Source organism: Herbaspirillum robiniae, assembly GCF_002213415.1.
GTDB classification, from domain to species: Bacteria; Pseudomonadota; Gammaproteobacteria; order Burkholderiales; family Burkholderiaceae_D; genus Herbaspirillum; species Herbaspirillum robiniae.
This window is the reverse complement of the sequence record NZ_NJGU01000001.1, coordinates 503,583-529,719: the sequence shown is the minus strand read 5'-3', so window position 1 is coordinate 529,719 and position 26,137 is coordinate 503,583. Positions and strand designations below refer to the sequence as shown.

At 62.0% G+C, this 26,137-nt stretch carries 26 protein-coding genes; 11 read left to right on the top strand and 15 right to left on the bottom strand.

Annotation, left to right across the window (positions count from 1 at the left end; genetic code table 11):
- Positions 1 to 28 precede the first annotated feature (28 nt).
- From CEJ42_RS02220 to lexA, 4 genes are all read right to left on the bottom strand, one after another.
- A complete protein-coding gene (locus CEJ42_RS02220; protein WP_088749902.1) occupies positions 29 to 1,117 on the bottom strand; it encodes a flagellin N-terminal helical domain-containing protein in 1,089 nt (362 codons plus the stop codon).
- A gap of 59 nt (positions 1,118 to 1,176) precedes the next feature.
- Positions 1,177 to 1,410, bottom strand: coding sequence for a hypothetical protein (locus tag CEJ42_RS24390; RefSeq protein WP_129587662.1), 234 nt, complete (start codon positions 1,408 to 1,410; stop codon positions 1,177 to 1,179).
- Between the two features lie 27 nt (positions 1,411 to 1,437).
- Positions 1,438 to 3,414 (bottom strand): tetratricopeptide repeat protein, encoded by a 1,977-nt coding sequence (locus CEJ42_RS02215; protein WP_088749901.1) that lies wholly within the window; start codon positions 3,412 to 3,414, stop codon positions 1,438 to 1,440.
- A 208-nt stretch (positions 3,415 to 3,622) separates the two neighbouring features.
- Complete coding sequence (gene lexA / locus CEJ42_RS02210) at positions 3,623 to 4,279, bottom strand: transcriptional repressor LexA (RefSeq protein ID WP_079215225.1); 657 nt, start codon at positions 4,277 to 4,279, stop codon at positions 3,623 to 3,625.
- 306 nt (positions 4,280 to 4,585) lie between these two features.
- On the opposite strand from lexA, the gene rpsF reads away from it, so the two are divergent.
- The 7 genes from rpsF to CEJ42_RS02175 all read left to right on the top strand — a co-directional run bounded on the left by rpsF (position 4,586) and on the right by CEJ42_RS02175 (position 9,669).
- Positions 4,586 to 4,951 carry a 30S ribosomal protein S6 gene (gene rpsF, locus CEJ42_RS02205; protein WP_006462645.1) on the top strand — a complete coding sequence of 122 codons (366 nt, stop codon included), beginning with the start codon at positions 4,586 to 4,588 and terminating at the stop codon, positions 4,949 to 4,951.
- 24 nt (positions 4,952 to 4,975) lie between these two features.
- Positions 4,976 to 5,269: a primosomal replication protein N gene (gene priB, locus CEJ42_RS02200; RefSeq protein ID WP_079215224.1), complete on the top strand. Its 294-nt coding sequence runs from the start codon at positions 4,976 to 4,978 to the stop codon at positions 5,267 to 5,269.
- 52 nt (positions 5,270 to 5,321) lie between these two features.
- Complete coding sequence (gene rpsR, locus CEJ42_RS02195; RefSeq protein ID WP_006462643.1) at positions 5,322 to 5,606, top strand: 30S ribosomal protein S18; 285 nt, start codon at positions 5,322 to 5,324, stop codon at positions 5,604 to 5,606.
- Positions 5,607 to 5,632: 26 nt separating this feature from the next.
- A complete protein-coding gene (gene rplI / locus CEJ42_RS02190) occupies positions 5,633 to 6,085 on the top strand; it encodes a 50S ribosomal protein L9 (protein WP_079215223.1) in 453 nt (150 codons plus the stop codon).
- A gap of 238 nt (positions 6,086 to 6,323) precedes the next feature.
- Positions 6,324 to 7,769: a replicative DNA helicase gene (locus CEJ42_RS02185; RefSeq protein ID WP_079215222.1), complete on the top strand. Its 1,446-nt coding sequence runs from the start codon at positions 6,324 to 6,326 to the stop codon at positions 7,767 to 7,769.
- Between the two features lie 197 nt (positions 7,770 to 7,966).
- Positions 7,967 to 8,593 carry a DUF47 domain-containing protein gene (locus CEJ42_RS02180; protein ID WP_079215221.1) on the top strand — a complete coding sequence of 209 codons (627 nt, stop codon included), beginning with the start codon at positions 7,967 to 7,969 and terminating at the stop codon, positions 8,591 to 8,593.
- Between the two features lie 62 nt (positions 8,594 to 8,655).
- Complete coding sequence (locus tag CEJ42_RS02175) at positions 8,656 to 9,669, top strand: inorganic phosphate transporter (RefSeq protein WP_079215220.1); 1,014 nt, start codon at positions 8,656 to 8,658, stop codon at positions 9,667 to 9,669.
- Positions 9,670 to 9,807: 138 nt separating this feature from the next.
- Here the strand turns inward: CEJ42_RS02175 and CEJ42_RS02170 are convergent, their stop codons facing one another.
- A complete protein-coding gene (locus CEJ42_RS02170) occupies positions 9,808 to 11,505 on the bottom strand; it encodes a PhoH family protein (RefSeq protein WP_207760374.1) in 1,698 nt (565 codons plus the stop codon).
- A 17-nt stretch (positions 11,506 to 11,522) separates the two neighbouring features.
- Between CEJ42_RS02170 and CEJ42_RS24385 the strand changes: the two genes are divergently transcribed.
- The gene (locus tag CEJ42_RS24385) at positions 11,523 to 11,789 is read left to right on the top strand and encodes a hypothetical protein (protein ID WP_129587661.1); all 267 of its coding nucleotides are present in this window, start codon (positions 11,523 to 11,525) and stop codon (positions 11,787 to 11,789) included.
- A 169-nt stretch (positions 11,790 to 11,958) separates the two neighbouring features.
- On the opposite strand, the gene CEJ42_RS02165 is transcribed toward CEJ42_RS24385, so the two are convergent.
- The 9 genes from CEJ42_RS02165 to CEJ42_RS02125 all read right to left on the bottom strand — a co-directional run bounded on the left by CEJ42_RS02165 (position 11,959) and on the right by CEJ42_RS02125 (position 20,528).
- Positions 11,959 to 12,408, bottom strand: a complete 450-nt coding sequence (locus tag CEJ42_RS02165) for a peroxiredoxin (protein ID WP_088749900.1) — start codon at positions 12,406 to 12,408, stop codon at positions 11,959 to 11,961.
- A 90-nt stretch (positions 12,409 to 12,498) separates the two neighbouring features.
- Positions 12,499 to 13,440: a polysaccharide deacetylase family protein gene (locus CEJ42_RS02160; protein WP_088749899.1), complete on the bottom strand. Its 942-nt coding sequence runs from the start codon at positions 13,438 to 13,440 to the stop codon at positions 12,499 to 12,501.
- Positions 13,441 to 13,712: 272 nt separating this feature from the next.
- Positions 13,713 to 14,768 (bottom strand): bifunctional UDP-4-keto-pentose/UDP-xylose synthase, encoded by a 1,056-nt coding sequence (locus CEJ42_RS02155; protein WP_079215217.1) that lies wholly within the window; start codon positions 14,766 to 14,768, stop codon positions 13,713 to 13,715.
- 26 nt (positions 14,769 to 14,794) lie between these two features.
- The gene (locus CEJ42_RS02150) at positions 14,795 to 15,712 is read right to left on the bottom strand and encodes a formyltransferase (protein WP_088749898.1); all 918 of its coding nucleotides are present in this window, start codon (positions 15,710 to 15,712) and stop codon (positions 14,795 to 14,797) included.
- The gene (locus CEJ42_RS02145) at positions 15,709 to 16,665 is read right to left on the bottom strand and encodes a glycosyltransferase (RefSeq protein ID WP_079215215.1); all 957 of its coding nucleotides are present in this window, start codon (positions 16,663 to 16,665) and stop codon (positions 15,709 to 15,711) included. The genes CEJ42_RS02150 and CEJ42_RS02145 overlap by 4 nt, the downstream gene beginning before the upstream one ends.
- 133 nt (positions 16,666 to 16,798) lie before the next feature.
- Complete coding sequence (locus CEJ42_RS02140; protein WP_079215214.1) at positions 16,799 to 17,920, bottom strand: DegT/DnrJ/EryC1/StrS family aminotransferase; 1,122 nt, start codon at positions 17,918 to 17,920, stop codon at positions 16,799 to 16,801.
- A 79-nt stretch (positions 17,921 to 17,999) separates the two neighbouring features.
- Positions 18,000 to 18,371 (bottom strand): EamA family transporter, encoded by a 372-nt coding sequence (locus tag CEJ42_RS02135; RefSeq protein ID WP_088749897.1) that lies wholly within the window; start codon positions 18,369 to 18,371, stop codon positions 18,000 to 18,002.
- Entirely contained in the window at positions 18,368 to 20,092 is a 1,725-nt protein-coding gene (locus tag CEJ42_RS02130) for a glycosyltransferase family 39 protein (protein ID WP_088749896.1), read from the bottom strand. Before CEJ42_RS02130 ends, CEJ42_RS02135 begins: the two co-directional genes overlap by 4 nt.
- A 55-nt stretch (positions 20,093 to 20,147) precedes the next feature.
- On the bottom strand, positions 20,148 to 20,528 hold the full coding sequence (locus CEJ42_RS02125; RefSeq protein ID WP_088749895.1) for an Mth938-like domain-containing protein: 381 nt from the start codon (positions 20,526 to 20,528) through the stop codon (positions 20,148 to 20,150).
- A 405-nt stretch (positions 20,529 to 20,933) separates the two neighbouring features.
- Between CEJ42_RS02125 and CEJ42_RS02120 the strand changes: the two genes are divergently transcribed.
- Both CEJ42_RS02120 and CEJ42_RS02115 read left to right on the top strand, forming a co-directional pair.
- The gene (locus CEJ42_RS02120; RefSeq protein WP_079215210.1) at positions 20,934 to 22,163 is read left to right on the top strand and encodes a pyridoxal phosphate-dependent aminotransferase; all 1,230 of its coding nucleotides are present in this window, start codon (positions 20,934 to 20,936) and stop codon (positions 22,161 to 22,163) included.
- Positions 22,164 to 22,230: 67 nt separating this feature from the next.
- Entirely contained in the window at positions 22,231 to 23,541 is a 1,311-nt protein-coding gene (locus CEJ42_RS02115) for a homoserine dehydrogenase (protein WP_079219111.1), read from the top strand.
- A gap of 96 nt (positions 23,542 to 23,637) precedes the next feature.
- Here CEJ42_RS02115 and CEJ42_RS02110 read toward each other — a convergent pair whose 3' ends face one another.
- A complete protein-coding gene (locus CEJ42_RS02110; protein ID WP_079215209.1) occupies positions 23,638 to 24,075 on the bottom strand; it encodes a surface-adhesin E family protein in 438 nt (145 codons plus the stop codon).
- Between the two features lie 461 nt (positions 24,076 to 24,536).
- On the opposite strand from CEJ42_RS02110, the gene thrC reads away from it, so the two are divergent.
- Positions 24,537 to 25,997, top strand: coding sequence for a threonine synthase (gene thrC, locus CEJ42_RS02105; protein ID WP_088749894.1), 1,461 nt, complete (start codon positions 24,537 to 24,539; stop codon positions 25,995 to 25,997).
- Positions 25,998 to 26,137: the final 140 nt, after the last annotated feature.

Genomic DNA, 26,137 nt, shown 5'->3' with positions numbered 1-26,137 from the left:
CGCACGTCATCCTACCTAGCTATCCTGCTTATTTCAACAGCGACAGGACCGACTGCGGTGCCGAGTTCGCTTGCGACAGCATCGCGGTACCAGCTTGTTGCAGGATCTGCGCACGGGTCAGGTTTGCAGTTTCTGCAGCGTAGTCGGTATCCATGATACGGCTGCGCGACGCGGTGATGTTCTCGCTCGACACTTGCAAGTTGCTGATCACGGCGTTGAAGCGGTTCTGAACAGCACCGAACTCAGCGCGCTTGGAGGAGATCAGGCTGATGGCCTTGTCCAGGTTCTTGATCGCCTTTTGTGCATCGCTTTGAGCGGTCGGATCGGCAACAGCCTTGTCCAGAGCCAGCTTGGCGCTGTCGACGGCGGTTTGCAGGGTCACGGCCGAGGAAGCCAGTGCGTCAGCGGTCAGGGTCGAGCCGGTGGCGAACAGGTTGTCCAGAGCAGCCTTGGCCGAGGTGTAGGTCACCTGTGCGGAGCTGACCTGGGTGGTGTTGCCCAGACCGATCAGGCCCTTGGCGGTGGTGCCGATCACATCGGCGATAGTGCCGTTGTTCGACAGGTCGTCCAGGGTGATGGTGATCTGGTCGTTCAGCTTGTTGTCGGTGACGTTGGCGCCGACTTGGAAGGACAAGGTCAGCGAAGCCGATGCCGAGCCCGAGGTCGAACCGGTACCGGCCGATGCGCCTTGGCCCACGCCGGTGAACAGGTTTTGGCCGTTGAAGGTGGTGCCGTTCAGCACGCGGAACACTTCGTCGGACAGTTGCTTGTATTCGTCGTTCAGGGTCTTGCGGTCTTGTGCGCTGTTGGTGCCGTTCGAAGCTTGAACAGCCAGTTCACGCATACGCTGCAGGTTGTCGCCGACGGTCGCCAGAGCGCCTTCAGCGGTTTGCGCCATCGAGATACCGTCGTTGGCGTTACGTTGAGCAACTGCCAGGCCGCGGACCTGGGAGTTCATGCGGTCGGCGATTGCCAGGCCGGCGGCGTCGTCCTTCGCGCTGTTGACGCGCAGACCGGAGGACAGGCGCTGGATCGAGGTATTCAGCGAGGACTGCGAGGTGTTCAGATTGCGTTGCGTGTTAAGCGACGCAATGTTGGTATTGATGACTGATGCCATGTTAATTCTCCTAAGATTTGAGACCGATGATCCGAGTTTCAGTGCTTAACTTTGGTCTTCTACCCATGAGCCCCAGGCGTTTCAACCTCTGTTGTATGCGTTATCGGGCAGTCTTGGAAAAAGTTTAGGGCTTGTGGCAAAAAATCTTTTTCAAGGCTTTCCGAACTAAAACTGCGTGCTTTTAAATTCCAAGCAAATCCTTTTTCGACCCGGTTTGGAAAAACTTTAGGGAATTTTTTGTTGTGATCAGGAAAATCCTGATGCGACAAGCAAAAGGCCGCATGCCAGGGCATGCGGCCTTTGCAAAAATTATCTTTTTGTTATTTCTTCGCCTTTTGATCGCGCAGGGCGGCCAGTTCAGGGGTCATTTTTTGTATGACGGATTTCCAGTCGCCCGCGGATGGCTGCCGGAACAGGCGCATGCTGGGGTACCAGGGCGAGTCCTCCCTGTCCATCAGCCAGCGCCAGTCCGGTGTGCGGGCCAGGAGCGTCCAGGTGGGGTGTCCAAGGGCGCCTGCCAGGTGCACGACCGAGGTGTCAACGCTGATCACCAGGTCGAGGGCGCTGATGGCGGCTGCAGTGTCGGCAAAGTCCTGGCATTCATCGCCCAGGTTGTGGATCACGTTGCCTGGGGGAAGGGCCTTGAGGTCTTCCAGCGGCTTGCCCTTTTGCAACGAATAGAACTCGACGCCCGGGATCTGCAGTAAGGGCAAGATGTTGTCGATGGGCATTGACCGGCGGCGATCGTTGCCGTGTTCGGGGTTGCCACCCCATACGATGCCAACCCGCAGGTTGTCGGGGTGCTTCGTCAGTGTCGAAATCTTCTCCTGCCAGATGGTCGACAACTGCGGATCGGCCTTCAGGTATGAAGGGTAGGAGGGGATGTCGTCGACGGTGTTCGTGCCCAGTGCATAGGGCAGGCTCATCAGCACATAGGAGCAGTCGCAGGGCGGCAGCGGGTCCTTTTCGCGGATCAGGGTGACTTCCGGGGTGAGGGACTGGAACAGCCGGTAGAGCGGATCCTTGACGTGGACCGCGACGCGGGCGCCTTGCTCCTGCAGCAGCCTGACATAGCGCAGGAATTGGATGCTGTCGCCGAAACCCTGCTCGTGCATCAGTAAGATGTGTTTGCCGGCAAGGGATGACTTGCCATCCCATTTGGGCACGATTCCAAACAGTTTGTGGATCAGCCGATAGACATGTGCGCGCTCTTTAACGACCAGGCGACTCTCATGGCTTTCCCATCCGGCTTTCAGGTCTCCGTGCAGGAGCTGCGCCAGTGCCAGGTTGTGCTTGGCGGTGAAGTAATTGGGGCGCAATTCGAGCGCCTTGTAGAGATAGTCGAGCGCTTCCCACGTATCTCCGTGGTCATGCATGATCGCGCCGATGTTGTTGTAGGTCAGCGCATACTTCGGGTCGATCTCCAGCGCCTTCCGGAACAGGGCCATGGCGTCGTCGAAGCGATCCAGGGCGGAGAACAGGCTGGAGGCGAGCTTGATGTAGCTGTTCGGATCCTTGGGGGCGATTTCGATGATGCGCTGATAGTGTTCATGCGCCTGTTCTACTTGCTTGAGTTCGATGTAGGTGTCGGCAATCTTGTTGTGCGCATAAACGTCTTGCGGATCCAGCAGCAGCGCCGTCTTGTGCGATTCCAGGGCCTCCTTGAACATTTTCATGGCGTGGAAGGCCTCGCCCAGGGCGGTATGCGAGGGGGCGAAATTGATCTGCAGCTCAAGCGATTTGAGGATGGTCGCCACTGCCTCATCGTAGCGCTTGGCCTCGATCAGGGCGCGTCCCAGGTGCGAAAGCGGGCCGGGGGCTTCGGGTTCGCGGCGCACCGCGTCTTCGAAATAGGCGATCGTCGCATCGGGATCGTTCTTTTCGTGCAGGGCGTTGGCCAGTCCGATGCGCGCATCGCGATTTTCCTTGTCCAGGGAAATCGCCTGTTCATAGAGTTTGATGGCGTCCTCGATGCGATCCTGCTTGAGGGTCGAATTGGCGAGGTTGGTAATGTATTCGGGGTTTCCCGGATCGGCCGCCACGGCCTTGCGCAGATATAGTTCAGCTTCGCTGAAAATCCCTTCCTGCATGGCAATCAGGCCGCGCGCATTGTTGGCGAAGACGAGATTGGGGGCGCGGCTCAGTACGCTGGCGCACAAGGCCTTGGCCTCGTCGATCTTGCGGTTGTCCAGCAGGTCCAGGCAGCGACGCACATCGAGCAGGTCCTGGAGTTGATGCTTGCCCGGCGCCGGGGCGGATTTTGGGGTGTTCTTGTTGCTGCTCTTGCGCGTCGACATCGGGAGGGTCCTTATCTAATGGCGGCCCGGCGCACCGGACATATTTTTTCAGTATGCAATGATATGGGCGCGGTGTTCACGGCGAATGCGTGAACAGAAAGCAAAAAACCTTCGTTTTGAGCGAAGGTTTTTTGCGTTTCAGCATCCAGTCTTGCCTTTTCGGCGGGCGAAGGCAAGAACTGCAGCGGTGCCTGCCGCGTCATTGTCGTCAGTTCCAGCTGCGCAGCAGGCCTACTGCCAAGCCTTCCAGCGCGAAGTCTTCTTCGTTCTGGTCGACCACGATGGGTTTGAAATCGGGATTTTCCGGCAGCAGGGTGATGGTCGAGCCGGTCTTCTGGTAGCGCTTGACCGTCACGTCGTCGGCCAGGCGGGCGACCACGATCTGGCCATTGCGGGCCTGGTCGATTTTCCTGACCGCCAGCAGGTCGCCTTCCAGGATGCCGGCGTCGCGCATGGACATGCCGCGCACCTTCAGCAAATAGTCGGGCTTGGCCGAAAACAGCGCAGGATCCACCTGATAGGTTTTTTCGACATGCTCCTGCGCCAGGATCGGCGAGCCGGCGGCTACCCGGCCGATCAGCGGCAGGCTCAGCTGCATCAGGGCGGGGTGGGGCAGTGCCATCTGGCGCGCGGCCGCCGGGCCGGCGGCGCCGGACTCGCGCAGGCGGATGCCGCGGGATGTGCCGGGGGAGATTTCGATGGCGCCTTTGCGGGCCAGCGCCTGCAAGTGCTCTTCGGCCGCGTTGGCGGAGCGAAAGCCGAGCTCGGAGGCAATCTCGGCGCGCGTCGGGGGGAAGCCGGTGTTCTCGATGGCGTTCTTGATCAGGTTGAGGATCTGTTCCTGGCGCGCGGTGAGTTTGAGCATGTCGTGGGCCTTTCTCAAAAGGAAGGCTGTGTGGATGAACAGTCTGTATTTTTATACAGGTGCAATCTTTGTGTCAACGGCAACATGCGTCATTGGCCCATCAAATCGGGCTATCCATATATAAATTAGGCGGGTCGACCTGCGAGGAGGAGGTCGGATGCGCCCTGATGTCTCTGCGGAGCCTCAGCCGACGGCGGTTCCAATTGCCGTTTCCTCGAAAATCTTGTATGATTGCCGGCTTTCCTCTTCCCACACCCGTCTTGACGCCGGGGTGGGCGTTTTGTCAATAGTCCAAAAGGAGTCTACATGCGTCATTATGAAATCGTATTTATCGTCCATCCGGACCAAAGCGAGCAAGTGCCGGCGATGATCGAGCGTTACAAGGGCATCGTCACCACCCGCGGCGGCAAGGTGCACCGTGTCGAAGATTGGGGCCGTCGTCAACTGGCCTACCAGATCCAAAAGCTGGCCAAGGCTCATTACGTCTGCCTGAACATCGAAGTCGACAGCGAAACGCTGGCCGAAATCGAAACCGGTTTCAAGTTCAACGATGCTGTCCTGCGTCACCTGACCGTCAAGATGAAGAAGGCCGAAACCGGTCCTTCCCCGATCCTGAAGGCAGTGCAGAAGGAAGACGCGGCCAAGAGCCGTACCGAAGCACCGGCAGCCTGATTGCGCTGCGATTCATAGCGGAGAGTGAACCAGCTTCAAGTCATCGCCAGCCTGGCAGAACGTGATGTATTGCGTTATACGCCGGCCGGTATCCCGATCGTGACTGCCAGGTTGCAGCACCAGTCGGAGCAGATGGAAGCGGGTATCAATCGCCAGGTCGAATTCGAGATCGCGGCGATGGCCGCCGGGGAAATTTCCGGCAGGCTCAACAAGGCTTCGCTGGGCGGCATGTTCCGGTTTTCCGGATTTCTCGCCCGCAGGAATCGCAACAGCAAGAGCGTCGTGTTTCACATCATTGATTTTGATCCCGTCGGTTGAGCCGATATCAGGCCGACAAGATCTCACCCAATTTTAGATACAGGAGCCAAAAATGGCATTCGGTAAAAAGTTCGATAAAAGCAAGCTGAAAAACAAGCGCCAACAGCAAAACCCGCTGTTCAAGCGCAAGAAATTCTGCCGTTTCACCGCCGCCGGCGTTGAACAGGTCGATTACAAGGACGTGGACACCCTGAAGGACTTCGTTCAGGAAAACGGCAAGATCATGCCGGCACGTCTGACTGGTACCAAGGCACACTATCAACGTCAGGTCGACACCGCCATCAAGCGCGCTCGTTACCTGGCTCTGCTGCCGTACACCGATCTGCACAACGCGTAATCGTCGCCGAGAAATAGGAGAAAAACATGCAAGTTATTCTGTTGGAAAAAATCGTTAATCTCGGCGGCCTGGGTGATGTGGTCCGCGTCAAGGACGGTTTCGCACGCAACTTCCTGATCCCCCAGCGCAAGGCACGCCGCGCTACCGAAACGGCCATCGCCGAATTCGAAGCCAAGCGCGCAGAGCTGGAAAAGGCTGCCGCCGAGAAGCTGGCAGCAGCGCAAGCCCAAGGCGAAAAGCTGAACGGCGCCACCGTGGAAATCTCGCAGAAGGCCGGCGTTGACGGTCGTCTGTTCGGTTCCGTGACCAACTTCGACATCGCTGACGCGCTGGGCAAGAAGGGCTTTGCTGTCGAGAAGTCGCAAGTTCGCCTGCCGAACGGCCCGCTGAAGATCGTTGGCGAGCACCCGGTGTCGGTTGCTCTGCACACCGACGTGGTGGTCGACGTGACCATCGCCGTGAAGGGCGAGCAAGCCTAAGCATCACGCTTGCTGCAATTCGTTTTGCAATAAAAAAGCCGGGTTCGCCTGGCTTTTTTATTGCCGCCTCGCCTGGCGGGGAAATAGTTTTCACCGGAAACATCCGATCGCCGATACGGCCGGCGACCTTGTCGGCCGGTTTGCATCCTTCGGCGGGAGGCCGCTTCCGGCAAGGCTTTCCACCGCACATGCAAAATAGCCGTACGGCCCGGAACGGGCTCAATCCCAGCAGGTTATAATGCGCGCCATGAAAGAATCGTCCCGCGCCAAAAAAGAGTTTTTCCGCGGCCCGAAAGAGTCCTCCGATCCCGAGATCGATGCTCTTCGCGTGCCGCCGCATTCCATCGAGGCGGAGCAGTCCGTCCTGGGCGGTCTGCTGCTGGACAACGCGGCCTGGGACCGTATCGCCGACTTCGTCAGCGGTGACGACTTCTACCGCTACGACCACCGCATCATCTTCGAACACATCGTCAAGCTGATCAACAGCACCAAGCCGGCTGACGTGATCACCGTCTACGAAGCCATGTCCACCAGCGGCAAGGCCGAGGAAGTGGGCGGCCTGGTCTACCTGAACGCGCTGGCGCAAAACACGCCGTCGGCCGCCAACATCCGCCGTTACGCCGAGATCGTGCGCGACCGCGGCATCCTGCGCAAACTGATCACGGTGGCCGACGAGATTTCCGGCGATGCCTTCAATCCCCAGGGCAAGGACGTCAAGTCCATGCTGGACGAGGCCGAATCCAAGATTTTCGCGATCGCCGAAGAAGGCTCGCGCGGATCGCAGGGCTTCATGGAAATCCAGCCGCTGCTCACGCAGGTGGTGGAGCGCATCGACGAGCTCTACAACCGCGACAACTCCAGCGACATCACCGGCGTGCCCACCGGCTTCATCGACCTCGACAAGATGACGTCCGGCCTGCAGCCGGGCGACCTGATCATCGTGGCCGGGCGCCCGTCGATGGGCAAGACGGCGTTCTCGATCAACATCGGCGAAAACGTCGCCATCGACAGCGGCCTGCCGGTGGCCGTGTTCTCCATGGAAATGGGCGGTGCCCAGCTGGCCATGCGTATGCTGGGCTCGGTCGGTCGCCTGGACCAGCACCGCCTGCGTACCGGCCGCCTGCTGGATGAAGACTGGCCGCGCCTGACGCACGCCATCCAGAAGATGAACGACGCCCAGTTCTACATCGACGAGACGCCGGCCCTGTCGCCGATCGAATTGCGCGCCCGCTCGCGCCGGCTGGCGCGCCAGTGCGGCAAGCTGGGCCTGATCATCATCGACTACCTGCAGCTGATGTCGGGCAACGGCGGCAGTTCCTCCGAAAACCGCGCCTCCGAAATCTCGGAAATCTCGCGAAGCCTGAAAGGCCTGGCCAAGGAACTCAACTGCCCGGTGATCGCGCTGTCGCAGCTGAACCGCTCGCTGGAACAGCGTCCCAACAAGCGTCCCGTGATGTCCGACTTGCGCGAATCCGGCGCCATCGAGCAGGATGCCGACGTCATTTTGTTCATTTACCGCGATGAAGTTTACAATCCGGATTCGCCGGACAAGGGAACGGCTGAAATCATCATCGGCAAGCAGCGTAACGGCCCGATCGGCAGCATTCGCCTGTCGTTCCTGGGCATGTACACCAAGTACGACAACTACATCGGCAATCTGGCGCAGCCCTACGGCGGCGACTGATCCGGCTTTTTCAGGCGGCGCAGGGAGCTTCGCGCCGCCGCGCAGAAACCACGGGCGGCGCTGTGCCGCTCGTGTCATGTAAGGCGCCAAACCGTGGTGGTGGGGCGCGCGAGACGGACAGGGCAAGCCAGGGAGGTGAGCCGTCCGGTTCGAAACGGCGCTTGATGCAAGCGCGATTCATAACGAGAGAGTGAAACATGTTTGGACGATTGATGCCGACCGAAGGCAAATTCTTTGACCTTTTCAATCAGCATGCAGAATTGGCGGTCAAATGCGCGAAGGAAATGGTTGCGCTGATGACCAATTTCGATGACCTCGAAATCCGCGTGCACGCCATTGAAACCGTCGAGAAGCAGGCCGACAAGGTCACGCACAACGCCATCGACCTGCTGCACAAGACCTTCATCACCCCGCTCGATCGCGACGACATCCACCAGCTGATCACCCGCATGGACGACATCCTCGACCTGCTGGAAGATGCCGCCCAGACCATTTCACTGTACGACATCAAGGCCATCACGCCTGAAGCCAAGCGCCTGGCCGAGCTGTGCCTGGCCTGTGCCGAGAAGGTCCAGGCCGCCGTCGGCCTGCTCAACAACATGGACAACTCGCGCCAGATCCTGGCCATCTGCCAGGAGATCGACCGCCTGGAGTCCGACGCCGACCACGTGATGCGCGCGGCCATGTCCAAGCTGTTCCGCGACGAACCGGACGTGCGCACGCTGATCAAGCTCAAGGCCATCTACGAGATCCTGGAAACCGTCACCGACCGCTGCGAAGACGTGGCCAACATCATCGAAGGCATCATCGTCGAAAACGCCTGACGCAGGCGTCGCGGCGGCCCTTCATCGGTGCCGCCGCTCCGGTCTCCAACAACGGTTCTCTCATGCATACAGTTCAAATCAGCTTACACATCCTCGCGCTGTTGATCGTCCTGGCGCTGCTGTTCGACTTCATGAACGGCTTCCACGACGCTGCCAACGCCATCGCCACCGTGGTCTCCACGGGCGTGCTGCGGCCGCAGACGGCGGTGGCCATGGCGGCATTCTTCAACCTGGCGGCGGTGTTCGTGTTCCACCAGCTGCACGTGGCGGCATCGGTGGGCAAGGGCACCATCGAGCCTTCCGTGGTCGACCATTACGTGGTCTTCGGCGCGCTGATCGGCGCCATCTTCTGGAACCTGGTCACCTGGTACTACGGCATTCCGTCGTCGTCCTCGCATGCGCTGATCGGCGGCCTGGTCGGCTCGGCCGTGGCCAAGGCCGGCACCGGCGCCCTGATCTCGTCGGGTCTGCTCAAGACCATCCTCTTCATCGTGCTGTCGCCGCTGCTGGGCCTGATATTCGGCTCGCTGATGATGCTGGTGGTGTCGTGGATATTCTTCCGCTCGACGCCGCGCAAGATCGACGGCTGGTTCCGGCGGCTGCAGTTGCTGTCGGCCTCGATGTACAGCCTCGGCCACGGCGGCAACGACGCGCAGAAGACCATCGGCATCATCTGGATGCTGCTGATCGCCGCCGGCTATTCGAGCACCACGGCCGAAGCGCCGCCGATGTGGGTGATCATCTCCTGCTACTGCGCCATCAGCCTGGGCACGCTGTTCGGCGGCTGGCGCATCGTCAAGACCATGGGCCAGAAGATCACCAAGTTGAAGCCGGTGGGCGGCTTCTGTGCCGAAACCGGCGGCGCCATCACGCTGTTCATCGCCACCGCGCTGGGTATCCCGGTGTCGACCACCCACACCATCACCGGCGCCATCGTCGGCGTGGGCGCGTCGCAGAAGATGTCGGCGGTGCGCTGGGGCGTGGCCAGCAACATCGTCTGGGCCTGGATCTTCACCATTCCGGCATCGGCCTTCGTGGCGGCGATCGCCTGGTGGGTGGGCGTGCAGATCCTCTGATGCTGCCGCAAGCAGCGCCAGCCAAAGAAAAAGCCACCGCAAGGTGGCTTTTTCGTTTCTGCAGCATGCGTTGCCGCCGCCGGAAGGGAGAGGGTGGCAACGATGCAACTGCGCGCGGGCAGGCCCGCGCGCAGTCACTTACAGCACATCGCTCGCATGGTCTGCCAGGCGCGAACGTTCGCCGCGCGCCAGCGTCACGTGGCCGCTGTGCGACCAGCCCTTGAAGCGGTCGACCACGTAGGTCAGGCCGCTGGAGCCTTCGGTCAGGTACGGCGTATCGATCTGCGCGATGTTGCCCAGGCAGATGATCTTGGTGCCGGGGCCGGCGCGGGTGACCAGGGTCTTCATTTGCTTGGGCGTCAGGTTCTGCGCTTCGTCGATGATCAGGAACTTGTTGACGAAGGTGCGTCCGCGCATGAAGTTGAGCGACTTGATCTTGATGCGCGAGCGGATCAGGTCCTGCGTCGCCGCGCGGCCCCATTCGCCGGCGTCGCCGTCGGACTTGTTGAGCACTTCGAGGTTGTCGTCGAAGGCGCCCATCCAGGGGCCCATCTTCTCTTCTTCGGTACCCGGCAGGAAGCCGATGTCTTCACCCACCGGCACCGTCACGCGGGTGACGATGATCTCGTTGTAGAGCTTGGTTTCGAGCACCTGCGCCAGGCCCGCGGCCAGCGCCAGCAGGGTCTTGCCGGTACCGGCCTGGCCCAGCAGGGTGACGAAGTCGCACTCCGGGTTCATCAGCAGGTTCAGCGCGAAGTTCTGCTCGCGGTTGCGCGCGGTGATGCCCCAGACGCTGTTCTTCGAATGACCGTAGTCGCGCAGGGTCTGCAGCACGGCAGTCTTGCCGTTGATCTGGGTGACCTGGCCGTAGAAGGGTGGTTCGCCGTTCTTCGGTTCGATGAACACGAACTGGTTCACCAGCAGCGAAGGCACGTAGGGGCCGGTGACGCGGTAGTAGGTGAAGCTGGTGCCGTGGCGGCTTTCCTGCCACGACTCCATGCCCTTGCCGTGCTTGTTCCAGAAATCGTCCGGCAGCTGCTGGATGCCCGAGTACAGCAAATCGGTGTCTTCCAGCACGTGGTCGTTGAAGTAGTCTTCAGCCGGCAGGCCGATGGCGCGCGCCTTGAGGCGCATGTTGATGTCCTTGGACACCAGCACCACCGGGCGATCCGGATATTGCTGGTCCAGCGCGCGCACCACGCCCAGGATCTGGTTGTCGGCCTTGCCTTCGGGCAGGCCTTCCGGCAACGCCGCATTCTGCAGCTTGGTCTGGAAGTACAGGCGGCCCTTGGCGTCCTTGTTGCCCAGCTTGGCCAGCGGGATGCCCAGGTCGATCGCGTCCTCGGCGATGTCCGACACCAGCGCGTCCAGCGAGCGCGAGATCTGGCGCGCGTTGCGGGCCACTTCGGACATGCCCTTCTTGTGGTTGTCCAGCTCCTCCAGCGTGACCATGGGCAGGTAGACGTCATGTTCCTCGAAGCGGAACAGCGAGGTCGGGTCATGCATCAGCACGTTGGTGTCGAGCACGAACAGCTTGGACACGCCCAGCTTGTCGGCGATGCGGCTGGTGGTGGATTTGGCGCGCGTCTCGGCGCTCTTGGGCGCGGCCTTGGGTTTTTCGGTGAGCGCGCTCTTGCCGGGCACGCGCGCGCGCGGCTCGGCGACTTTGGCTACGGGCACGGCAACTGCGGCGACTGCGACGGCTTCGGTTTTGGCCGGCGCCGGTGTTTCTACGAGAGTGATGTTCGGTTTGACAGGTTTATTGCGTTCGGCCTTGGGATAGTCCTCGGGAGACAGCAGCGAAGCTGGTTTGCTCGGCATTTTGGGCAGGGGCATCAGGACCTCGGTAGTAAATGAAGAAAATACCGCTTTGTCAGAGCGAACAGGTGGTGCAATACAGCGAACAGCGAAGGGAAAAACGACAGAGGAGTGGCGCCGCGGGTTCTAATGAAGACCTTGCGCGTGCCTGCCGCGCCGCTGCGAGGCATCGCGACCGGGCTGCAGGCAGGGTGGGCAAGGGCTTGATTAGGGCCGACGGCAAACTGAAAAGTAAAAAAGCCGTTTCGGCAGGCCTTCGGCCTAAACCAGAAACGGCTTTCAACAAACGTTTTCCTGTTTGAATTCAATGGCTTGTATCAATTGACCGCATATTTGACGAACGCGGCAGAATCGCTTGCCAGGCAATCCTGACGCAGCCCGTGATCAGCATGCCTTATCGGCGGCGCATGAGCCTCGTAGGCTCTCCGGTGAGCGGATTTCCCGACCCCGGCTGCGCTTTTGGCGGCTGTCTCAGGCCATGGTTTTGATGAAGGCCAGCACTTCATCCACGTGGGCTGGAACCTTGACTCCACGCCATTCTTTCACCACTTTGCCCGATCCGTCAATCACAAACGTGCTGCGCTCGACGCCGCGCACTTGCTTGCCATACATGTTTTTCATCTTCATGACATCGAACATGGTGCACAGTGTTTCATCGGGGTCGGAAATCAGTTCAAACGGCATGCCCAGCTTGCCTTTGAAGCTCTCGTGCGACTTCAGGCTGTCGCGGCTGATGCCGAAGATTTCGGTGTTCAGGCCCTGGAATTGCGGGTGCAGGTCGCGGAACTGCATGCCCTCGGTGGTGCAGCCGGGCGTGTTGTCCTTCGGGTAGAAATACAGCACCAGGTTCTTGCCCTTGTAGTCGGCGAGATGGAAGGTCTTGCCGCTGGTCATGGCGGCGGAGAACTCAGGCACGGTCATGTTCAGGATGGTTGGTCTGTCGGTCAAAGTGGCGCCCCAGTATGTCGGTTGTTCGAGGATTGTTTTTTTGCCTGCTGCCGCGGTGCGGCGTCACATCGCCTGCACGATCATCTCGCCGGAACGGCCGGGCAGTTCGCCCCAGCTCACCGGCAGGATGGGCAGCACGTCGTTGCTGACGCTGTCGTAGTAGTCGCCCATGGACACCAGCTCGTATCCCTGCGCGCGCCAGCCGGCCAGCAGTCGTTCGAAAATGGGGGCGAGTTTCTGGCCTTCAAGTTCCGCATGCAGGGTGAAGACGTGGTCGCGCGGCTGCCTGGTCAATTCCAGCAGCAGTTCGGCGGCGTTGCCGCTGTCGATCAGCTTGCCGCGGATGGTGCGGCCGAGGATCTCGTCCAGCGTCGGCAGCGTGGTCGGCAGCTGCACGCAGGACAAGGGCTTGCCGAATGCCGACAGGCGGTGCGGGCCGGCATCCGGATCGGCCAGGCGTCCGTCCTCGCGCAGTTGCGAGCGGCCGTCGGACGAATAGGCGATGCCGAACTGGTCCAGCTGCACGAAGGCGTGGTCGTTCATCTGCCAGCCGGCTGCGCCGTGCGTGACGGGGGCATGGCCGAAGATGTCGTGGTAGCGGCCGTAGGACTGCTGCATGGTCTCCTGCGTCCATTGCGCGTCCGCGGTGCGCACGTCGTCCTGCCAGACGCGGTGGTCCCAGGTATGGATGCCGCATTCGAATCCGGCCTGGTGCGCTTCGCGCATGTACTCGGCGCAGGTCTTGCCGATGTCGGGCGCGGGCAGCAGGGTGCCGTACATCAGCGTCTTCAGGCCGTAGTGTTCGACCACCGAGGTGCGCGAGACCTTGCTGAAGAAGCCCGGGCGGAAGATCTGCTTCAAGGCCCAGCCGGTATGGTCAGGGCCCAGCGAAAACAGGAAGGTGGCGCCGGCGCCGTGGCGGCGCAACTGGCTGATCAGGTTGGGAACGCCCACGCGGGTGCCGCGGTAGGTATCGGCGTCGATCTTGAGTGTAAGTTTGGGCAATGTAGCTGAACCGGATGAAGAAGCGGCGTGGCGCCGCTTGCTGCTGCGATGATGTGGTCGGAGGCGCGCCGGCGCTTGTCGCGCCGGCAACGCCGCTCATAGTGCGAGACTAGCATTGCGGGCCGGATAGGACAATATGCAGCTGTGCAGCATTGTCGCCCGGGCGCGCAACAGAAGCCCGCATGCGGCTTGGCGAAAAGACAATCCCGTTTGCCGCCGGAAAAAGAAAACCGCGCCGAAGCGCGGTTTGCATGCGGCCCGGGCGATGTCGATCAGTCGACCAGCGCGCGCGCTTCGGCCACCTGGCTGCGGTAGGCGTCGAAGATGTTGCGCAGGGTGTCGGCCATGGTGGTGCTCGGCTTCCAGTCCAGTTCTTCGCAGGTGTTGGTGATCTTGGGCACGCGGTTCTGCACGTCCTGGTAACCCTTGCCGTAGTAGGCGGCGGAGGTGGTCTCGACCAGCTTCACGTTCTTGACGCTGTCGGCGTACTCGGGATACTCGGCGGCCAGCTTGATCATCATGTCGGCCAGTTCCTTGATCGAGTAGTTGTTGGTCGGGTTGCCGATGTTGTAGATCTTGCCGGAGGCTACGCCGCCTTCGTTGGCGATGATCTTCATCAGCGCGTCGATGCCGTCGTCGATGTAGGTGAAGGCGCGCTTCTGCTGGCCGCCGTCGACCAGCGAGATGTTCTCGCCGCGCACGATGTGGCCGAAGAACTGGGTCACCACGCGCGAGCTGCCTTCCTTGGGCGTATGGATCGAGTCCAGGCCGGCGCCGATCCAGTTGAACGGGCGGAACAGCGTGAAGTTCAGGTTGTCTTCCATGCCGTAGCCCCAGATCACGCGGTCCATCAGCTGCTTGGCGCAGGAGTAGATCCAGCGCGGCTTGTTGATCGGGCCGCAGATCAGCTCGGACTCTTCCGGGTCGAACTCTTCGTCATGGCACATGCCGTAGACCTCGGAGGTCGACGGGAACACCAGGTGCTTGCCGTACTTGGCGGCCGAACGCACGATCGGCAGGTTGGCTTCGAAGTCCAGCTCGAACACGCGCAGCGGCTTGTTGACGTAGGTCGACGGGGTGGCGATGGCCACCAGGGGCAGGATCACGTCGCACTTCTTGACGTGGTATTCGACCCATTCCTTGTTGATGGTGATGTCGCCTTCGAAGAAGTGCATGCGCGACTTGTAGGACTCGTTTTCCAGGATGTCCGTGATGCGGTCGGTCATCATGTCCATGCCGTAGACGTGCCAATCCGTGGTTTCCAGGATGCGCTTGGACAGGTGATGGCCGATGAAGCCGTTGACGCCGAGAATGAGGACTTTTTTCATGATGAGAGCTAGGTGAATGGCCGACTTCAGGAGGCCATGTATTTCAGGTAATTGTTGAGCGAGACATCCTGATCATTGATCTGGATGCCCAATATCTGAAGGAAGTTGCCATCGCCACAACGGGCGTAGAGCTTGCCTCCTTCGAAGAACTTGTCCTGCATGCCGTGCGCCTTCTGCAGGGCGGGGTGGGCCGACGGCGGAACCAGTCGGGTTCTCGTGACCGTAATTTTATCACCCGCGATTTCCTCGAAGGCGCCGGGGTAGGGCGGCGCCACCGCGCGCACCAGGTTATGGACCTCGCGCGCGGTGCGGCGCCACTGGATGCGGCCGTCTTCCGGCTTGCGTCCGCCGAAATAGCTGCCCTTGGACAAATCGTTGGGCATGTTGGGCGTCTGGCCGGAAAGCATGGCCGGCAGCACGTTCCACAGAGTTTGCTCGGCGGCCACCACCACCTTGCCGAAGACTTCGTAGGCGGTGTCTTCCGGCAGGATGGGCACGGCGGTCTGGGCCACGATGGCGCCGGCGTCGGGCTTGATGGTCATCTCGTGCAGCGTGGCGCCGGTCTCGGTCTCGCCGTGCAGCACCGCCCAGTTGATCGGCACCCGGCCGCGGTACTTGGGCAGCAGCGAACCGTGCATGTTGTAGGCGCCGTGCCTGGCCGTGGCCAGCACTTCGACCGGCAGCATGTGGCGGTAGTAGAAGCTGAAGATGAAGTCCGGCTGCGCGGCCTGCACCTGGGCCAGCAGTTGCGGCGACTTCGGGTCGGACGGCGTGATGAACGGGATGCCGTTGTCGCGGCACAGCCCGGCCACCGAGCCGAACCAGATGTTCTCGGTGGCGCTGTCTTCGTGCGTGACCACCAGCGACACCTGCACGCCGCGCGCCAGCAACACCTTCAGGCAGCGCACTCCAACGTCATGGTAGGCGAATACGACGGCATTCATGATGTCTGCTTGTCCTCTTCGGAGGATTGTTCGAGGATGGCCTGCACCACGTAGCGCGGGCGCGCGCGCACCTGCAGGTAGATGCGGCCGATGTATTCGCCCAAGAGGCCGATCGAGAACAGGATCACGCCCATCAGGAAGAAGGTGATCGCGAACAGCGTGAACACGCCGCCGACTTCGGCGCCGATCAGAAGGCGGCGGAAGACGATCAGGATGAACAGCGCCGCCGAAGCGAACGACAGCAGGATGCCCAGCAACGAGAAGAACTGCAGCGGCACCAGCGAGAAGCCGGTCACCAGGTCGAAGTTAAGGCGGATCAGGCTATACAGCGAATACTTCGATTCGCCGGCCGAGCGCTCCTCATGCTCGACGATGATCTCGGTAGGCTTGCGCGCGAAGGTGTAGGCCAGCGCCGGCACGAAGGTCGTGACTTCCTGGCATTTGTTGACCAGATCGATCACGTTGCGGCCATAGGCGCGCAGCATGTTGCCCTGGTCGGTCATCTTGATGCGGGTGAGCTTCTCGCGCAGGCGGTTCATGGCCTTGGAGGCATAGGTGCGCCATGCCGAATCCTGGCGCTTGCGACGGATCGAGCCGACGTAGTCGTAGCCCTCGCGCATCTTGGCCACCAGGTTGCCGATTTCCTCGGGCGGGTTCTGCAGGTCGGCGTCCAGCGTCACCACGACTTCGCCGCGGGTCGCCTCGAAGCCGGCCATGATGGCCATGTGCTGGCCGTAGTTGCCGTTGAACAGCACCACGCGGGTCACGTCCGGACGAATGCGATACTGTTCCGCCAGGATGCCGGCCGAACGGTCGCGGCTGCCGTCGTTGACGAAGATGACTTCATAGCTGTAACCCAATGCATCCAGCGCCGGGTAGAGGCGCTCGAACAGCTTGGCGAGGCCGGATTCCTCGTTGTAAACCGGGATGACGACGGACAGTTCTGGTTTCATCAATGGCTGGTACGAAATATGTCAAAGGCCCGAAGCCGCGGCGACCGGCTGGTGTCGCGACATTCAGGCCCGCTTGAAACGAAATGCGAATAAAACGGATTGTGCCGAATTTAAACGGAAAATTGATACAAAATCAACGCAGTACCGATTTTACCGTTTCGACCGAACGCACTACGTCATCTTTACTCATTGCATTGAACATCGGCAAGGAGACGATGCGCTGGCCCACGCGCTCGGCCACCGGGAACATGCCCTCCTTGAAACCGCGGTCGCGGTAGAGCTTCAGCAGGTGGATGGCCGGGTAGTGGTAGCCGATGCCGACTTGCTTTTCCATCATCTTTTCCATGAAGGCGGCGCGCGTGATGCGCTCCGGCAGCACCAGCTGGAACATGTGCCAGTTGGAGTTCTCGAAGTCGGCCACCGGCAGCTGGGCGCCGAACTCGGCCTCGAAGCCGTCGCCGAAGGTGGCGAAGTAATGGCGCGCCAGCTCCTTGCGGTGCGCGGTGATGGCGTCGATATGCGCGAACTGGCCCAGGCCGATGGCGGCGGCCACGTCGGTCATGTTGAACTTGCCGCCCAGCACATCCACTTCCAGGCCGTCGAAACCGCTGCGGGTCACGCCCTGCAGGCGGTACTTTTCGGCCAGCTTCGCCTCTTCGGCGTTGTTGAGCACCAGGAAGCCGCCTTCGGAGCTGGTGATGTTCTTGTTGGCCTGCAGGCTGAACGACACGAAGTCGCCGAAGGCGCCGATGCGCTTGCCGTTCCAGGTCGAGCCCAGCGCCTGCGCGGCGTCTTCCACCACGCGCAGCTTGTGTTTGTTGGCGATGGCGTACAGGCGGTCCATGTCCACCGGCAGGCCCGACAGGTAGACCGGGATCACCGCCTTGGTGCGCGGGGTGATGGCGGCTTCCAGCTTGTCGAGATCGATGTTGCGGGTGATCGGGTCGATGTCGGCGAACACCGGGGTGGCGCCGGTTTCCAGGATCACGTTGGCGGTGGCCACCCAGGAGATCGGGGTGGTGATGACTTCGTCGCCCGGGCCGACGCCGGCGATGCGCAGCGCGATCTCCATCGTGCAGGTGCCGGAGTTGAAGGTGCGCACGATGCGGCCGCCCAGGTACTCGGACAAGGCCTTTTCAAATGCCTGCACCTTGGGGCCGCTGGTGATCCAGCCCGAGCGCAGCACGTCGGCGACGGCGGCGATGGTCGGCTCGTCGATGGTGGGTTTGGAGAAGGGCAGGAAAGGCAGGCTCATGGTCGTGTTTCAGGTCTGGCGAATGGTCGGATAGGGCAGCCGCGCGGGGACATGTTGTCGCGCGCGGCGCTATTGTAAATCAGCTTCTTGTCAGCAAGACCACGCCGACGATGATCACGCCGATGGCCAGGATGCGCTGCATCGACACCGCTTCGCCGAGGAAATACCAGGCGCCCACGGCGTTGATGATGTAGCCCAGCGACAGCAGCGGGTAGGCGATGGTCACGTCCACCCGCGACAGGCCGATGATCCACACCACCACCGAAATCACATAGCAGGACAGGCCGCCGATGATGGGCAGCTGGGTAGCAAGTTTCAGGCCCGTGGCGAACCAGTTGTCGGCGGTCAGGTGGATCGCGCCCACGGCGTTGGTGCCGGCCTTGAGCAGCAGCTGCGCCACCGCGTTGAGGCAAATGCCGGCGAAGATGAATCCGAAGGTCGCGAGATTCATTGCGCCGCCTTCTTGCCGCCGGCGGCGGCTTCCGGCGCCGGGTCATTGGCCACGATCACGCGGCGCGGATCCTGGCCGATCAGGCGCATCGGCAGCTTGCGCTCGACCAGCTGCTTGTAGATGTCCGGATTGATGATGGCGATGTCCTTCTTGCCGGCGGTATGGTCGGCCACCCATTGGGCGACGAAGGCATCCACGGTCGGCAGCCACAGCTGCGGCTCCTGCTTCAGGCCGAACTCCATCTCGTCGGCATGCTGCACCAGCGTCATGGTCCGCTGCAGGTAGAAGGGCAGCGCCTGCTCGTAGCGGCCGACCAGGTAGATCGGGGTCTCGGGCTTGAGCTCGGCCTGCAGCGCCGGCACGTAGTCGACGCCGGCCGAATAGCGGCCTTGTGGGTCGTGGCCCAGCATCAGCACCTGGCCCGCCAGGAAGGCGGTCGCGGCCAGCGCGGTCACCGCGGCATCCTTGTGCTGGCGCGCCAGCCGGATGGCGGCGACGCCGCCGATGAAGAAGATCAGCGTGCCGGCGTAGATGTAGGGGACATGCGCCTCCACCAGCGGCAGCGAGAACGCGTCCTTGGCCAGCGACGGCACGCGCGGGATGAAGGCCAGCGCCACCGCACTGGGCACGGCCACCAGCGAACCGGCCCAGGCCAGTGCCTTGTAGTCGGCGCGCTCCAGGTAGCAGGCGATGAGCAGGGCCAGCGCCGGGAAGATCGGCAGGATATAGGACGGCAGCTTGGAGTCCGAGATGCTGAAGAACACGAAGATGAAGGCGGCCCAGATCAGCAGCATCTTCTTCGGCTGGAAACGTCCGCCGTTGAGGCTGTTGTAGCCGGCGGTGTCGCGCTCTTCACGCACGCCTTGCCACAGTCCCTGGAAGAACACGCCCAGCCACGGCACGATGCCCAGCACCAGGATGGGGATGAAGTAGTACCACGGGCCGGTGCGGCTGTGGATCTTGCTGGTGAAGCGCTGGAAGTGCTCGTGGATGAAGAAGAACTGCGGGAACTCCGGGTTCTTCAGCGACACCGCGACGAACCACGGCGTGGCGATGGCGAAGAACAGCAGCAGGCCCTTGAACAGGTGCAGGCGCTTCCAGATCGCCCAGTCGCGCGAGAACAGGGTGTAGAGCACCAGCACCGCGCCCGGCAGCACGATGCCGATCAGGCCCTTGGACAGCACGGCCAGCGCCATGCCGGCCCAGCACAGCAGCATCCAGTTGCGCTGGATGTCGCGCGAGGCTCCGTCGCGCTGCGCCATCAGCAAGGCGCACAGCGAGATGGTCATCATGCCCGTCAGGCCCATGTCCAGCGTGTTGATGTGGCCCATGCCGGCCCAGAAGAAGCTCGATGCCAGCACCAGCGCGGCGTAGAAGCCCACGCGGCCGCTGAACACGCGGGTGCCGGTCACGGCCACCAGGCCGATGCCCAGCAGGCCGCACAGGCCGGTCCACAGCCGCGCCTGCCATTCGCCCAGGCCAAACAGCTCGAAGGTGACGGCGTTCATCCAGGTCTGGAGCGGCGGCTTCTCGAAGTACTTGATGCCGTTCAGGCGGGTCGTGATCCAGTCCTGCGTGGCGACCATCTCGCGCGCCATTTCCGCGTAGCGGCCTTCATCGGTCGGCACCAGGGTGCGCGCCCCCAGCATCCAGAACCAGACCAGCAGAAACAGGATGAGCAGCGTCCAGATGAACGCCTTCGATTTATACAGTTCGCGCATTTACGGCGGTTCCTTGTGCGTGTTCTTGGGTTTCTTGTCGCGGCAAAGCGCGGAATCAGTTTTTGGGCGCAATGATCAGCGCCAGCGCCACCTTGCGGCCTTCGGCCATCAGGATGTTGTAGGTGCGGCAGGCCGCCTGGTTGTCCATGCATTCCACGCCGATGCGGCGCGCGGTCAGCACCGCGGTCAGCTTGGGATGGACGAAGCGCTGGCGCTCGCCGGTGCCCAGGATCACCACGTCCGGGGCGGTGGCGTCGATGCGTTCGAAGTCGGCTGCGGTCAGCGCCTCGAAGCTGGCCACCGGCCACGGCACGGGATCGCTCTCGGGCAGCACCAGCAGGCTGTCGGTGAAGCGGATCGCGTTCAGCTCGACGCCGTCCTCATCGTAGGCGGTCACGGTCTGGTACTGCTTGGTTTCGGTTGTGTGAAGCTTCATCGCAAGATGGGCTGCGAAGGCAGCCGGAAGAGCGGTAGGCGGCGCGGCCGCGATGTCATTCCGACATGCATTGCAGCAATCTGGTCGTAAAGTGCAGCATTGTAGCCGTTTCCATCTCGGGCGCGCGCCTATTTGATTGATAAAATGGACAGCTTTGGGCAAAATGGCCGGTTCCCGGCCGGCTGGCCAAGCGCCTTTGCAAGCGTGTCCGCCAGCGTTCGCCACCGGTTTGCGTTGCGCTGCAACGGGACGGCGGCGATGCAGAAAATTGCCGAAAGGCACCGGAAGCAAATCATATGAACGCGCCGAGATGGAGACGCCGGAATCCGAAAGGTTCCGGATCCGGCGGCGCGCAGGAGGGGACGGTTTCCCGGAGGCCGTCCCGAAACGTGTAGAGGAAGAGCTGTGCGACCGATTCAGAAATCCAAGAAGCTGGCAGATGTGTGTTACGACATTCGTGGTCCCGTGCTGGAAAAAGCGCGTCAGATGGAGGAAGAGGGCCACAAGATCATCAAGCTCAACATCGGCAACCTGGCCGCCTTCGGCTTCGACGCGCCCGACGAGATCGTGCAGGACATGATCCGCAACATGGGCAACGCCTCCGGCTATACCGATTCCAAGGGCCTGTTCGCGCCGCGCAAGTCGGTCATGCATTACACCCAGCAGAAGAAGATCGAAGGCGTCACCATCGACGACATCTACCTGGGCAATGGCGCCTCCGAGCTGATCGTCATGAGCGTGAACGCGCTGCTCAACACCGGCGACGAAGTGCTGGTGCCGTCGCCCGACTACCCGCTGTGGACCGCGGCCGTCAGCCTGTCCGGCGGCACGCCGGTGCACTACGTCTGCGACGAGCAGCAAGGCTGGCAGCCCGACATCGCCGACATCAAGAAGAAGATCACGCCCAACACCAAGGCGATCGTGGTCATCAACCCCAACAACCCCACCGGCGCGCTGTATTCGACCGAGGTGTTAAAGGAGATCATCGAGGTCGCGCGCCAGCACCAGCTGATCATCCTGGCCGACGAGATCTACGACAAGGTGCTCTACGACGGCAACACCCACACCTCGCTGGCCTCGCTGGCCGACGACGTGCTGTTCATCACCTTCAACGGCCTGTCCAAGAACTATCGCTCTTGCGGCTATCGCGCCGGCTGGATGGTGGTCTCGGGCGAGAAGAAGCATGCGCGCGACTACATCGAAGGCCTCAACATGCTGGCCTCGATGCGCCTGTGCGCCAACGCGCCCGGCCAGTATGCGATCCAGACCGCGCTGGGCGGCTACCAGAGCATCAACGACCTGGTCGCGCCCAACGGCCGCCTGGCCAAGCAGCGCGACCTGGCGCACAAGCTGCTGACCGACATCCCGGGCGTGACCTGCGTGAAGCCGAAGTCGGCGCTGTACATGTTCCCGCGCCTGGATCCCGAAATCTATCCGATCAAGGACGACCAGGAGTTCGCCTACGAGCTGCTGGCCGAGGAGAAGGTGCTGATCGTGCAGGGCACCGGCTTCAATTGCCCCACGCCCGACCACTTCCGCGTGGTGTTCCTGCCCAACACCGACGACCTGACCGAGTCCATGGGCCGCATCGCCCACTTCCTCGAAGGCTATCGCCGCCGCCACGGCACCGCGTAAGACTTGCAGTACCCGCCGTGCTCAGGGTTTGGGCACGGCGGCATTTTTCACCAACCACGAAGACAATATGAAATCCATCAAAGTAGGTTTGCTCGGCATCGGCACCGTGGGTTCCGGTACTTTCAATGTTCTCAAGCGCAATCAGGAAGAGATTGCCGGCCGCGCCGGCCGAGGCATTGAAATTACCATGGTGGCCGATCTCAACACCGAGCGCGCCACCGAACTGACGAATGGAGAAGTCAAGGTTGTCAACGACGCCAACCTGGTGGTGAACGATCCCGACATCGACATCGTCATCGAGCTCATCGGCGGCTACGGCATCGCCAAGGAACTGGTGCTCAAGGCCATCGCCAACGGCAAGCACGTGGTCACCGCCAACAAGGCGCTGATCGCCACGCACGGCAACGAGATCTTCAAGGCGGCGCAAGAGAAGGGCGTGATGGTTGCGTTCGAGGCGGCCGTGGCCGGCGGCATCCCCATCATCAAGGCGCTGCGCGAAGGCCTGACCGCCAACCGCATCCAGTGGATCGCCGGCATCATCAACGGCACCACCAACTTCATCCTCTCGGAGATGCGCGACAAGGGCCTGGACTTCGACGTCGTGTTGAAGGAGGCGCAACGCCTGGGCTACGCCGAAGCCGACCCGACCTTCGACATCGAAGGCGTGGACGCCGCCCACAAGCTGACCATCATGGCCTCGATCGCCTTCGGCATCCCGGTGCAGTTCGACCGCGCGCACGTGGAAGGCATCACCAAGCTGCAGGCCAGCGACATCACCTATGCCGAGCAGCTGGGCTACCGCATCAAGCTGCTGGGCATCACGCGCCAGACCGAGAAGGGCATCGAGCTGCGCGTGCACCCGACGCTGATCCCGGCGCAACGCCTGATCGCCAACGTCGAAGGCGCGATGAATGCCGTCGTGGTGCGCGGCGACGCCGTCGGTGAGACCCTGTATTACGGCAAGGGCGCCGGTTCCGAGCCGACCGCCTCGGCCGTGATCGCCGACCTGGTCGACATCACCCGCTTGGCCACCGCCGACCAGCAGCACCGCGTGCCTTACCTGGCCTTCCAGCCGGGCTCCATGGCCGATACCCCGGTGCTGCCGATGGCTGAAGTCACCACCAGCTACTACCTGCGCATGCGCGTGGCCGACAAGGCCGGCGTGCTGGCCGACGTCACCCGCATCCTGGCCGACTCGTCGATCTCGATCGACGCCATGCTGCAGAAGGAGCCGGCCGAAGGCGAGCAACAGACCGACATCATCATGCTGACCCACCAGACCCAGGAAAAGAACATCGAGGCGGCCATCGCCAAGATCGAAGCCCTGGCCACGGTGGTGGGCGCGGTCACCAAGATCCGCCTGGAAGAGCTGAACTGATTGACGCTGCCCCAGTCATGCAAGCAATGAAAAACGGAGCCCTCGGGCTCCGTTTTTTTATCTGCGCGCCGCCGTATCAGGGGCGGCGGGCAGCGATCACTTCTTCAGTTCGAAGCCGCACACCGCCTGCAGCATCGCGTCGCCCACCGACATCGGCTTGGGCTTGGAGAACTCCATGCCCTTGAGCGCGTCGGAGTGGTCGCGCTTGTCGCCCTTGCCGTCGTTCTCGGCAAAGATGATCTCGCGCACCAGCTTCACGGTGCCGGCCTTGCAGTTGTACTGGTGCAGGTCCTTGTACGACTTCAGGGTGGGGAAGCCGGAATCGCCGGTGTTGGGACGCGCCTGCTTGAAGTTCCACAGGGACCATGCCTCGCGCATGCCGCCGGCCTCGACGATGGAGTCGGTATCGATCAGCAGTTCTGACTCGTCGGAGCCGCCCAGCGATTGCCAGTTTTCCGCATGCGCCGGAATGCCCGCCAGCAAGGCGCCAAACATGCCGGACGCCGCGAGCAGGGTCTTGATCTTGTGTTTCATGCCGTTTCCATCCTTCTTGAGTTGAATGCCGTCTTTGATTTGGCTGTCGTGCAGGAATTCCCCATGAGGGGCGCAAGCACGAAGTGCCGCAGCATAGCCCGGCCCAGCCGGGCTTTCAAGGGTGGTAACGTTTTATTTCATGTCGCCGCGGACAAATTCATTTCTTTATTGAAACAAAATCCGGCTACGGCGTTCAGGGCTCATTTGAAGACGACGGTGCGCTCTTCCTGGGCTGCTCCGCGCGCCGGGGCGGCATTGATCCGCACCTGAATGTTTCCACGCGCGGGACCTCAAGTCCGGGCATCGGCGGCCCGGCGCCGCATGCTGATGCTGTCCGCACCGCAAGTGCCGGGCGCGCCGCAAATGTGATCGGGGAGGGCGGCGGGACGCTATAATGGCGGTCTTTTCCGATTTTCCGGCCACCACGCGCATACCACGCATTTCTGCTGCCTTCACACGTCATGCAATACGTCTCCACACGCGGTCACTCTGCCACTCCTTCCTTTTCCGAAATCCTGCTGGGCGGCCTGGCGCCGGACGGCGGCCTGTACCTGCCGTCGCAGTACCCGCAGGTGAGCGGCGCCGAGCTGGACCAGTGGCGCAAGCTGTCCTATGCCGACCTGGCGTTCGAGGTGTTGAAGAAGTTCGCCACCGACATTCCCGAGGCTGACCTGAAGGCGCTGGCGCACAAGACCTACACCGCCGACGTCTACCGCAACACCCGCGCCGGCGAGGACGCGGCGCAGATCACGCCGCTGCGCACGCTGGAAGACAAGGACGGCAAGAAGCTGGTGCTGCAAGGCCTGTCCAACGGCCCGACCCTGGCGTTCAAGGACATGGCCATGCAGCTGCTGGGCAACCTGTTCGAGTACGCGCTGGCCAAGAAGGGCGCCGAGCTCAACATCGTCGGCGCCACCTCGGGCGACACCGGCAGCGCGGCCGAATACGCCATGCGCGGCAAGCAGGGCATCCGCGTCTTCATGCTGTCGCCGCACAAGAAGATGAGCGCCTTCCAGACCGCGCAGATGTTCAGCCTGCAGGACCCCAACATCTTCAACATCGCCGTCGAAGGCGTGTTCGACGATTGCCAGGACATCGTCAAGGCCATCTCCAACGACCTCGACTACAAGGCCGCCAAGAAGATCGGCACCGTCAACTCGATCAACTGGGCGCGCGTCGTGGCGCAGGTGGTGTACTACTTCCGCGGCTACCTGGCCGCCACCAGTTCCAACGCGCAGAAGGTTTCCTTCACCGTGCCTTCGGGCAACTTCGGCAACATCTGCGCCGGCCATATCGCGCGCATGATGGGCTTGCCGATCGACAAGCTGGTGGTCGCCACCAACGAGAACGACGTGCTCGACGAATTCTTCCGCACCGGCGTCTACCGCGTGCGCAAGTCGGCCGAGACCTACCACACCAGCAGCCCCAGCATGGACATCAGCAAGGCCTCGAACTTCGAACGCTTCGTCTACGATCTGCTGGGGCGCGACGCCGCGCGCGTCAAGGCGCTGTTCCACAAGGTCGAGACCGCCGGCGGCTTCGACCTGACCGGCAAGCCGGGCAGCGACGGCGATGAGTTCGCCAGCGTGATCAAGTACGGTTTCGCCTCCGGCCGCTCGACCCACGCCGACCGCCTGGACACCATCCGTTTCGCCGAAAAGAACTACGGCATCACCGTCGACACCCATACCGCCGACGGCATCAAGGTGGCGCGCGAGAACCTGACCCCGGGCGTGACCATGATCGTGCTGGAAACCGCGCTGCCGGCCAAGTTCAACGAAACCATCCGCGAAGCGCTGGGCCGCGACGCCGATCGCCCGGCGGGCTTCGAGAACATCGAGGCGCTGCCGCAGCGCTTCGAGGTGATGCCGGCCGACGCCGCGTGCGTGAAGTCCTTCGTGGCCGAGCACACCGGCCTGTAAGCCGGTATCGCCCGTTCGACGCCGCCCGCGCCACGACGGCTCGCGCGGCGTTTTTCATGGCCGAGAGCACAGCCCCGGCAAGCCGGAATCCGTCGTTCGATTGCATTAGAATGTCGGGTCGCTATATCGCCAGGAACTCA

Bases quoted from the DNA above. Each gene is read 5' to 3' on its own strand.
- CEJ42_RS02155 (WP_079215217.1), bottom strand. From the start codon at position 14,768: ATGAAAAAAGTCCTCATTCTCGGCGTCAACGGCTTCATCGGCCATCAC.
- CEJ42_RS02125 (WP_088749895.1), bottom strand. From the start codon at position 20,528: ATGAAGCTTCACACAACCGAAACCAAGCAGTACCAGACCGTGACCGCC.
- CEJ42_RS02185 (WP_079215222.1), top strand. From the start codon at position 6,324: ATGCGCGCCATGAAAGAATCGTCCCGCGCCAAAAAAGAGTTTTTCCGC.
- CEJ42_RS02170 (WP_207760374.1), bottom strand. From the start codon at position 11,505: ATGCCCCTGCCCAAAATGCCGAGCAAACCAGCTTCGCTGCTGTCTCCC.
- CEJ42_RS02215 (WP_088749901.1), bottom strand. From the start codon at position 3,414: ATGTCGACGCGCAAGAGCAGCAACAAGAACACCCCAAAATCCGCCCCG.
- CEJ42_RS02110 (WP_079215209.1), bottom strand. From the start codon at position 24,075: ATGAAACACAAGATCAAGACCCTGCTCGCGGCGTCCGGCATGTTTGGC.
- CEJ42_RS02130 (WP_088749896.1), bottom strand. From the start codon at position 20,092: ATGCGCGAACTGTATAAATCGAAGGCGTTCATCTGGACGCTGCTCATC.
- CEJ42_RS24390 (WP_129587662.1), bottom strand. From the start codon at position 1,410: ATGCCCTGGCATGCGGCCTTTTGCTTGTCGCATCAGGATTTTCCTGAT.
- thrC (WP_088749894.1), top strand. From the start codon at position 24,537: ATGCAATACGTCTCCACACGCGGTCACTCTGCCACTCCTTCCTTTTCC.
- CEJ42_RS02180 (WP_079215221.1), top strand. From the start codon at position 7,967: ATGTTTGGACGATTGATGCCGACCGAAGGCAAATTCTTTGACCTTTTC.
- lexA (WP_079215225.1), bottom strand. From the start codon at position 4,279: ATGCTCAAACTCACCGCGCGCCAGGAACAGATCCTCAACCTGATCAAG.
- CEJ42_RS02220 (WP_088749902.1), bottom strand. From the start codon at position 1,117: ATGGCATCAGTCATCAATACCAACATTGCGTCGCTTAACACGCAACGC.
- CEJ42_RS02115 (WP_079219111.1), top strand. From the start codon at position 22,231: ATGAAATCCATCAAAGTAGGTTTGCTCGGCATCGGCACCGTGGGTTCC.
- CEJ42_RS02165 (WP_088749900.1), bottom strand. From the start codon at position 12,408: ATGACCGTGCCTGAGTTCTCCGCCGCCATGACCAGCGGCAAGACCTTC.
- CEJ42_RS02175 (WP_079215220.1), top strand. From the start codon at position 8,656: ATGCATACAGTTCAAATCAGCTTACACATCCTCGCGCTGTTGATCGTC.
- CEJ42_RS02150 (WP_088749898.1), bottom strand. From the start codon at position 15,712: ATGAATGCCGTCGTATTCGCCTACCATGACGTTGGAGTGCGCTGCCTG.
- rpsF (WP_006462645.1), top strand. From the start codon at position 4,586: ATGCGTCATTATGAAATCGTATTTATCGTCCATCCGGACCAAAGCGAG.
- CEJ42_RS24385 (WP_129587661.1), top strand. From the start codon at position 11,523: ATGAAGAAAATACCGCTTTGTCAGAGCGAACAGGTGGTGCAATACAGC.
- rpsR (WP_006462643.1), top strand. From the start codon at position 5,322: ATGGCATTCGGTAAAAAGTTCGATAAAAGCAAGCTGAAAAACAAGCGC.
- CEJ42_RS02145 (WP_079215215.1), bottom strand. From the start codon at position 16,665: ATGAAACCAGAACTGTCCGTCGTCATCCCGGTTTACAACGAGGAATCC.
- CEJ42_RS02135 (WP_088749897.1), bottom strand. From the start codon at position 18,371: ATGAATCTCGCGACCTTCGGATTCATCTTCGCCGGCATTTGCCTCAAC.
- rplI (WP_079215223.1), top strand. From the start codon at position 5,633: ATGCAAGTTATTCTGTTGGAAAAAATCGTTAATCTCGGCGGCCTGGGT.
- CEJ42_RS02140 (WP_079215214.1), bottom strand. From the start codon at position 17,920: ATGAGCCTGCCTTTCCTGCCCTTCTCCAAACCCACCATCGACGAGCCG.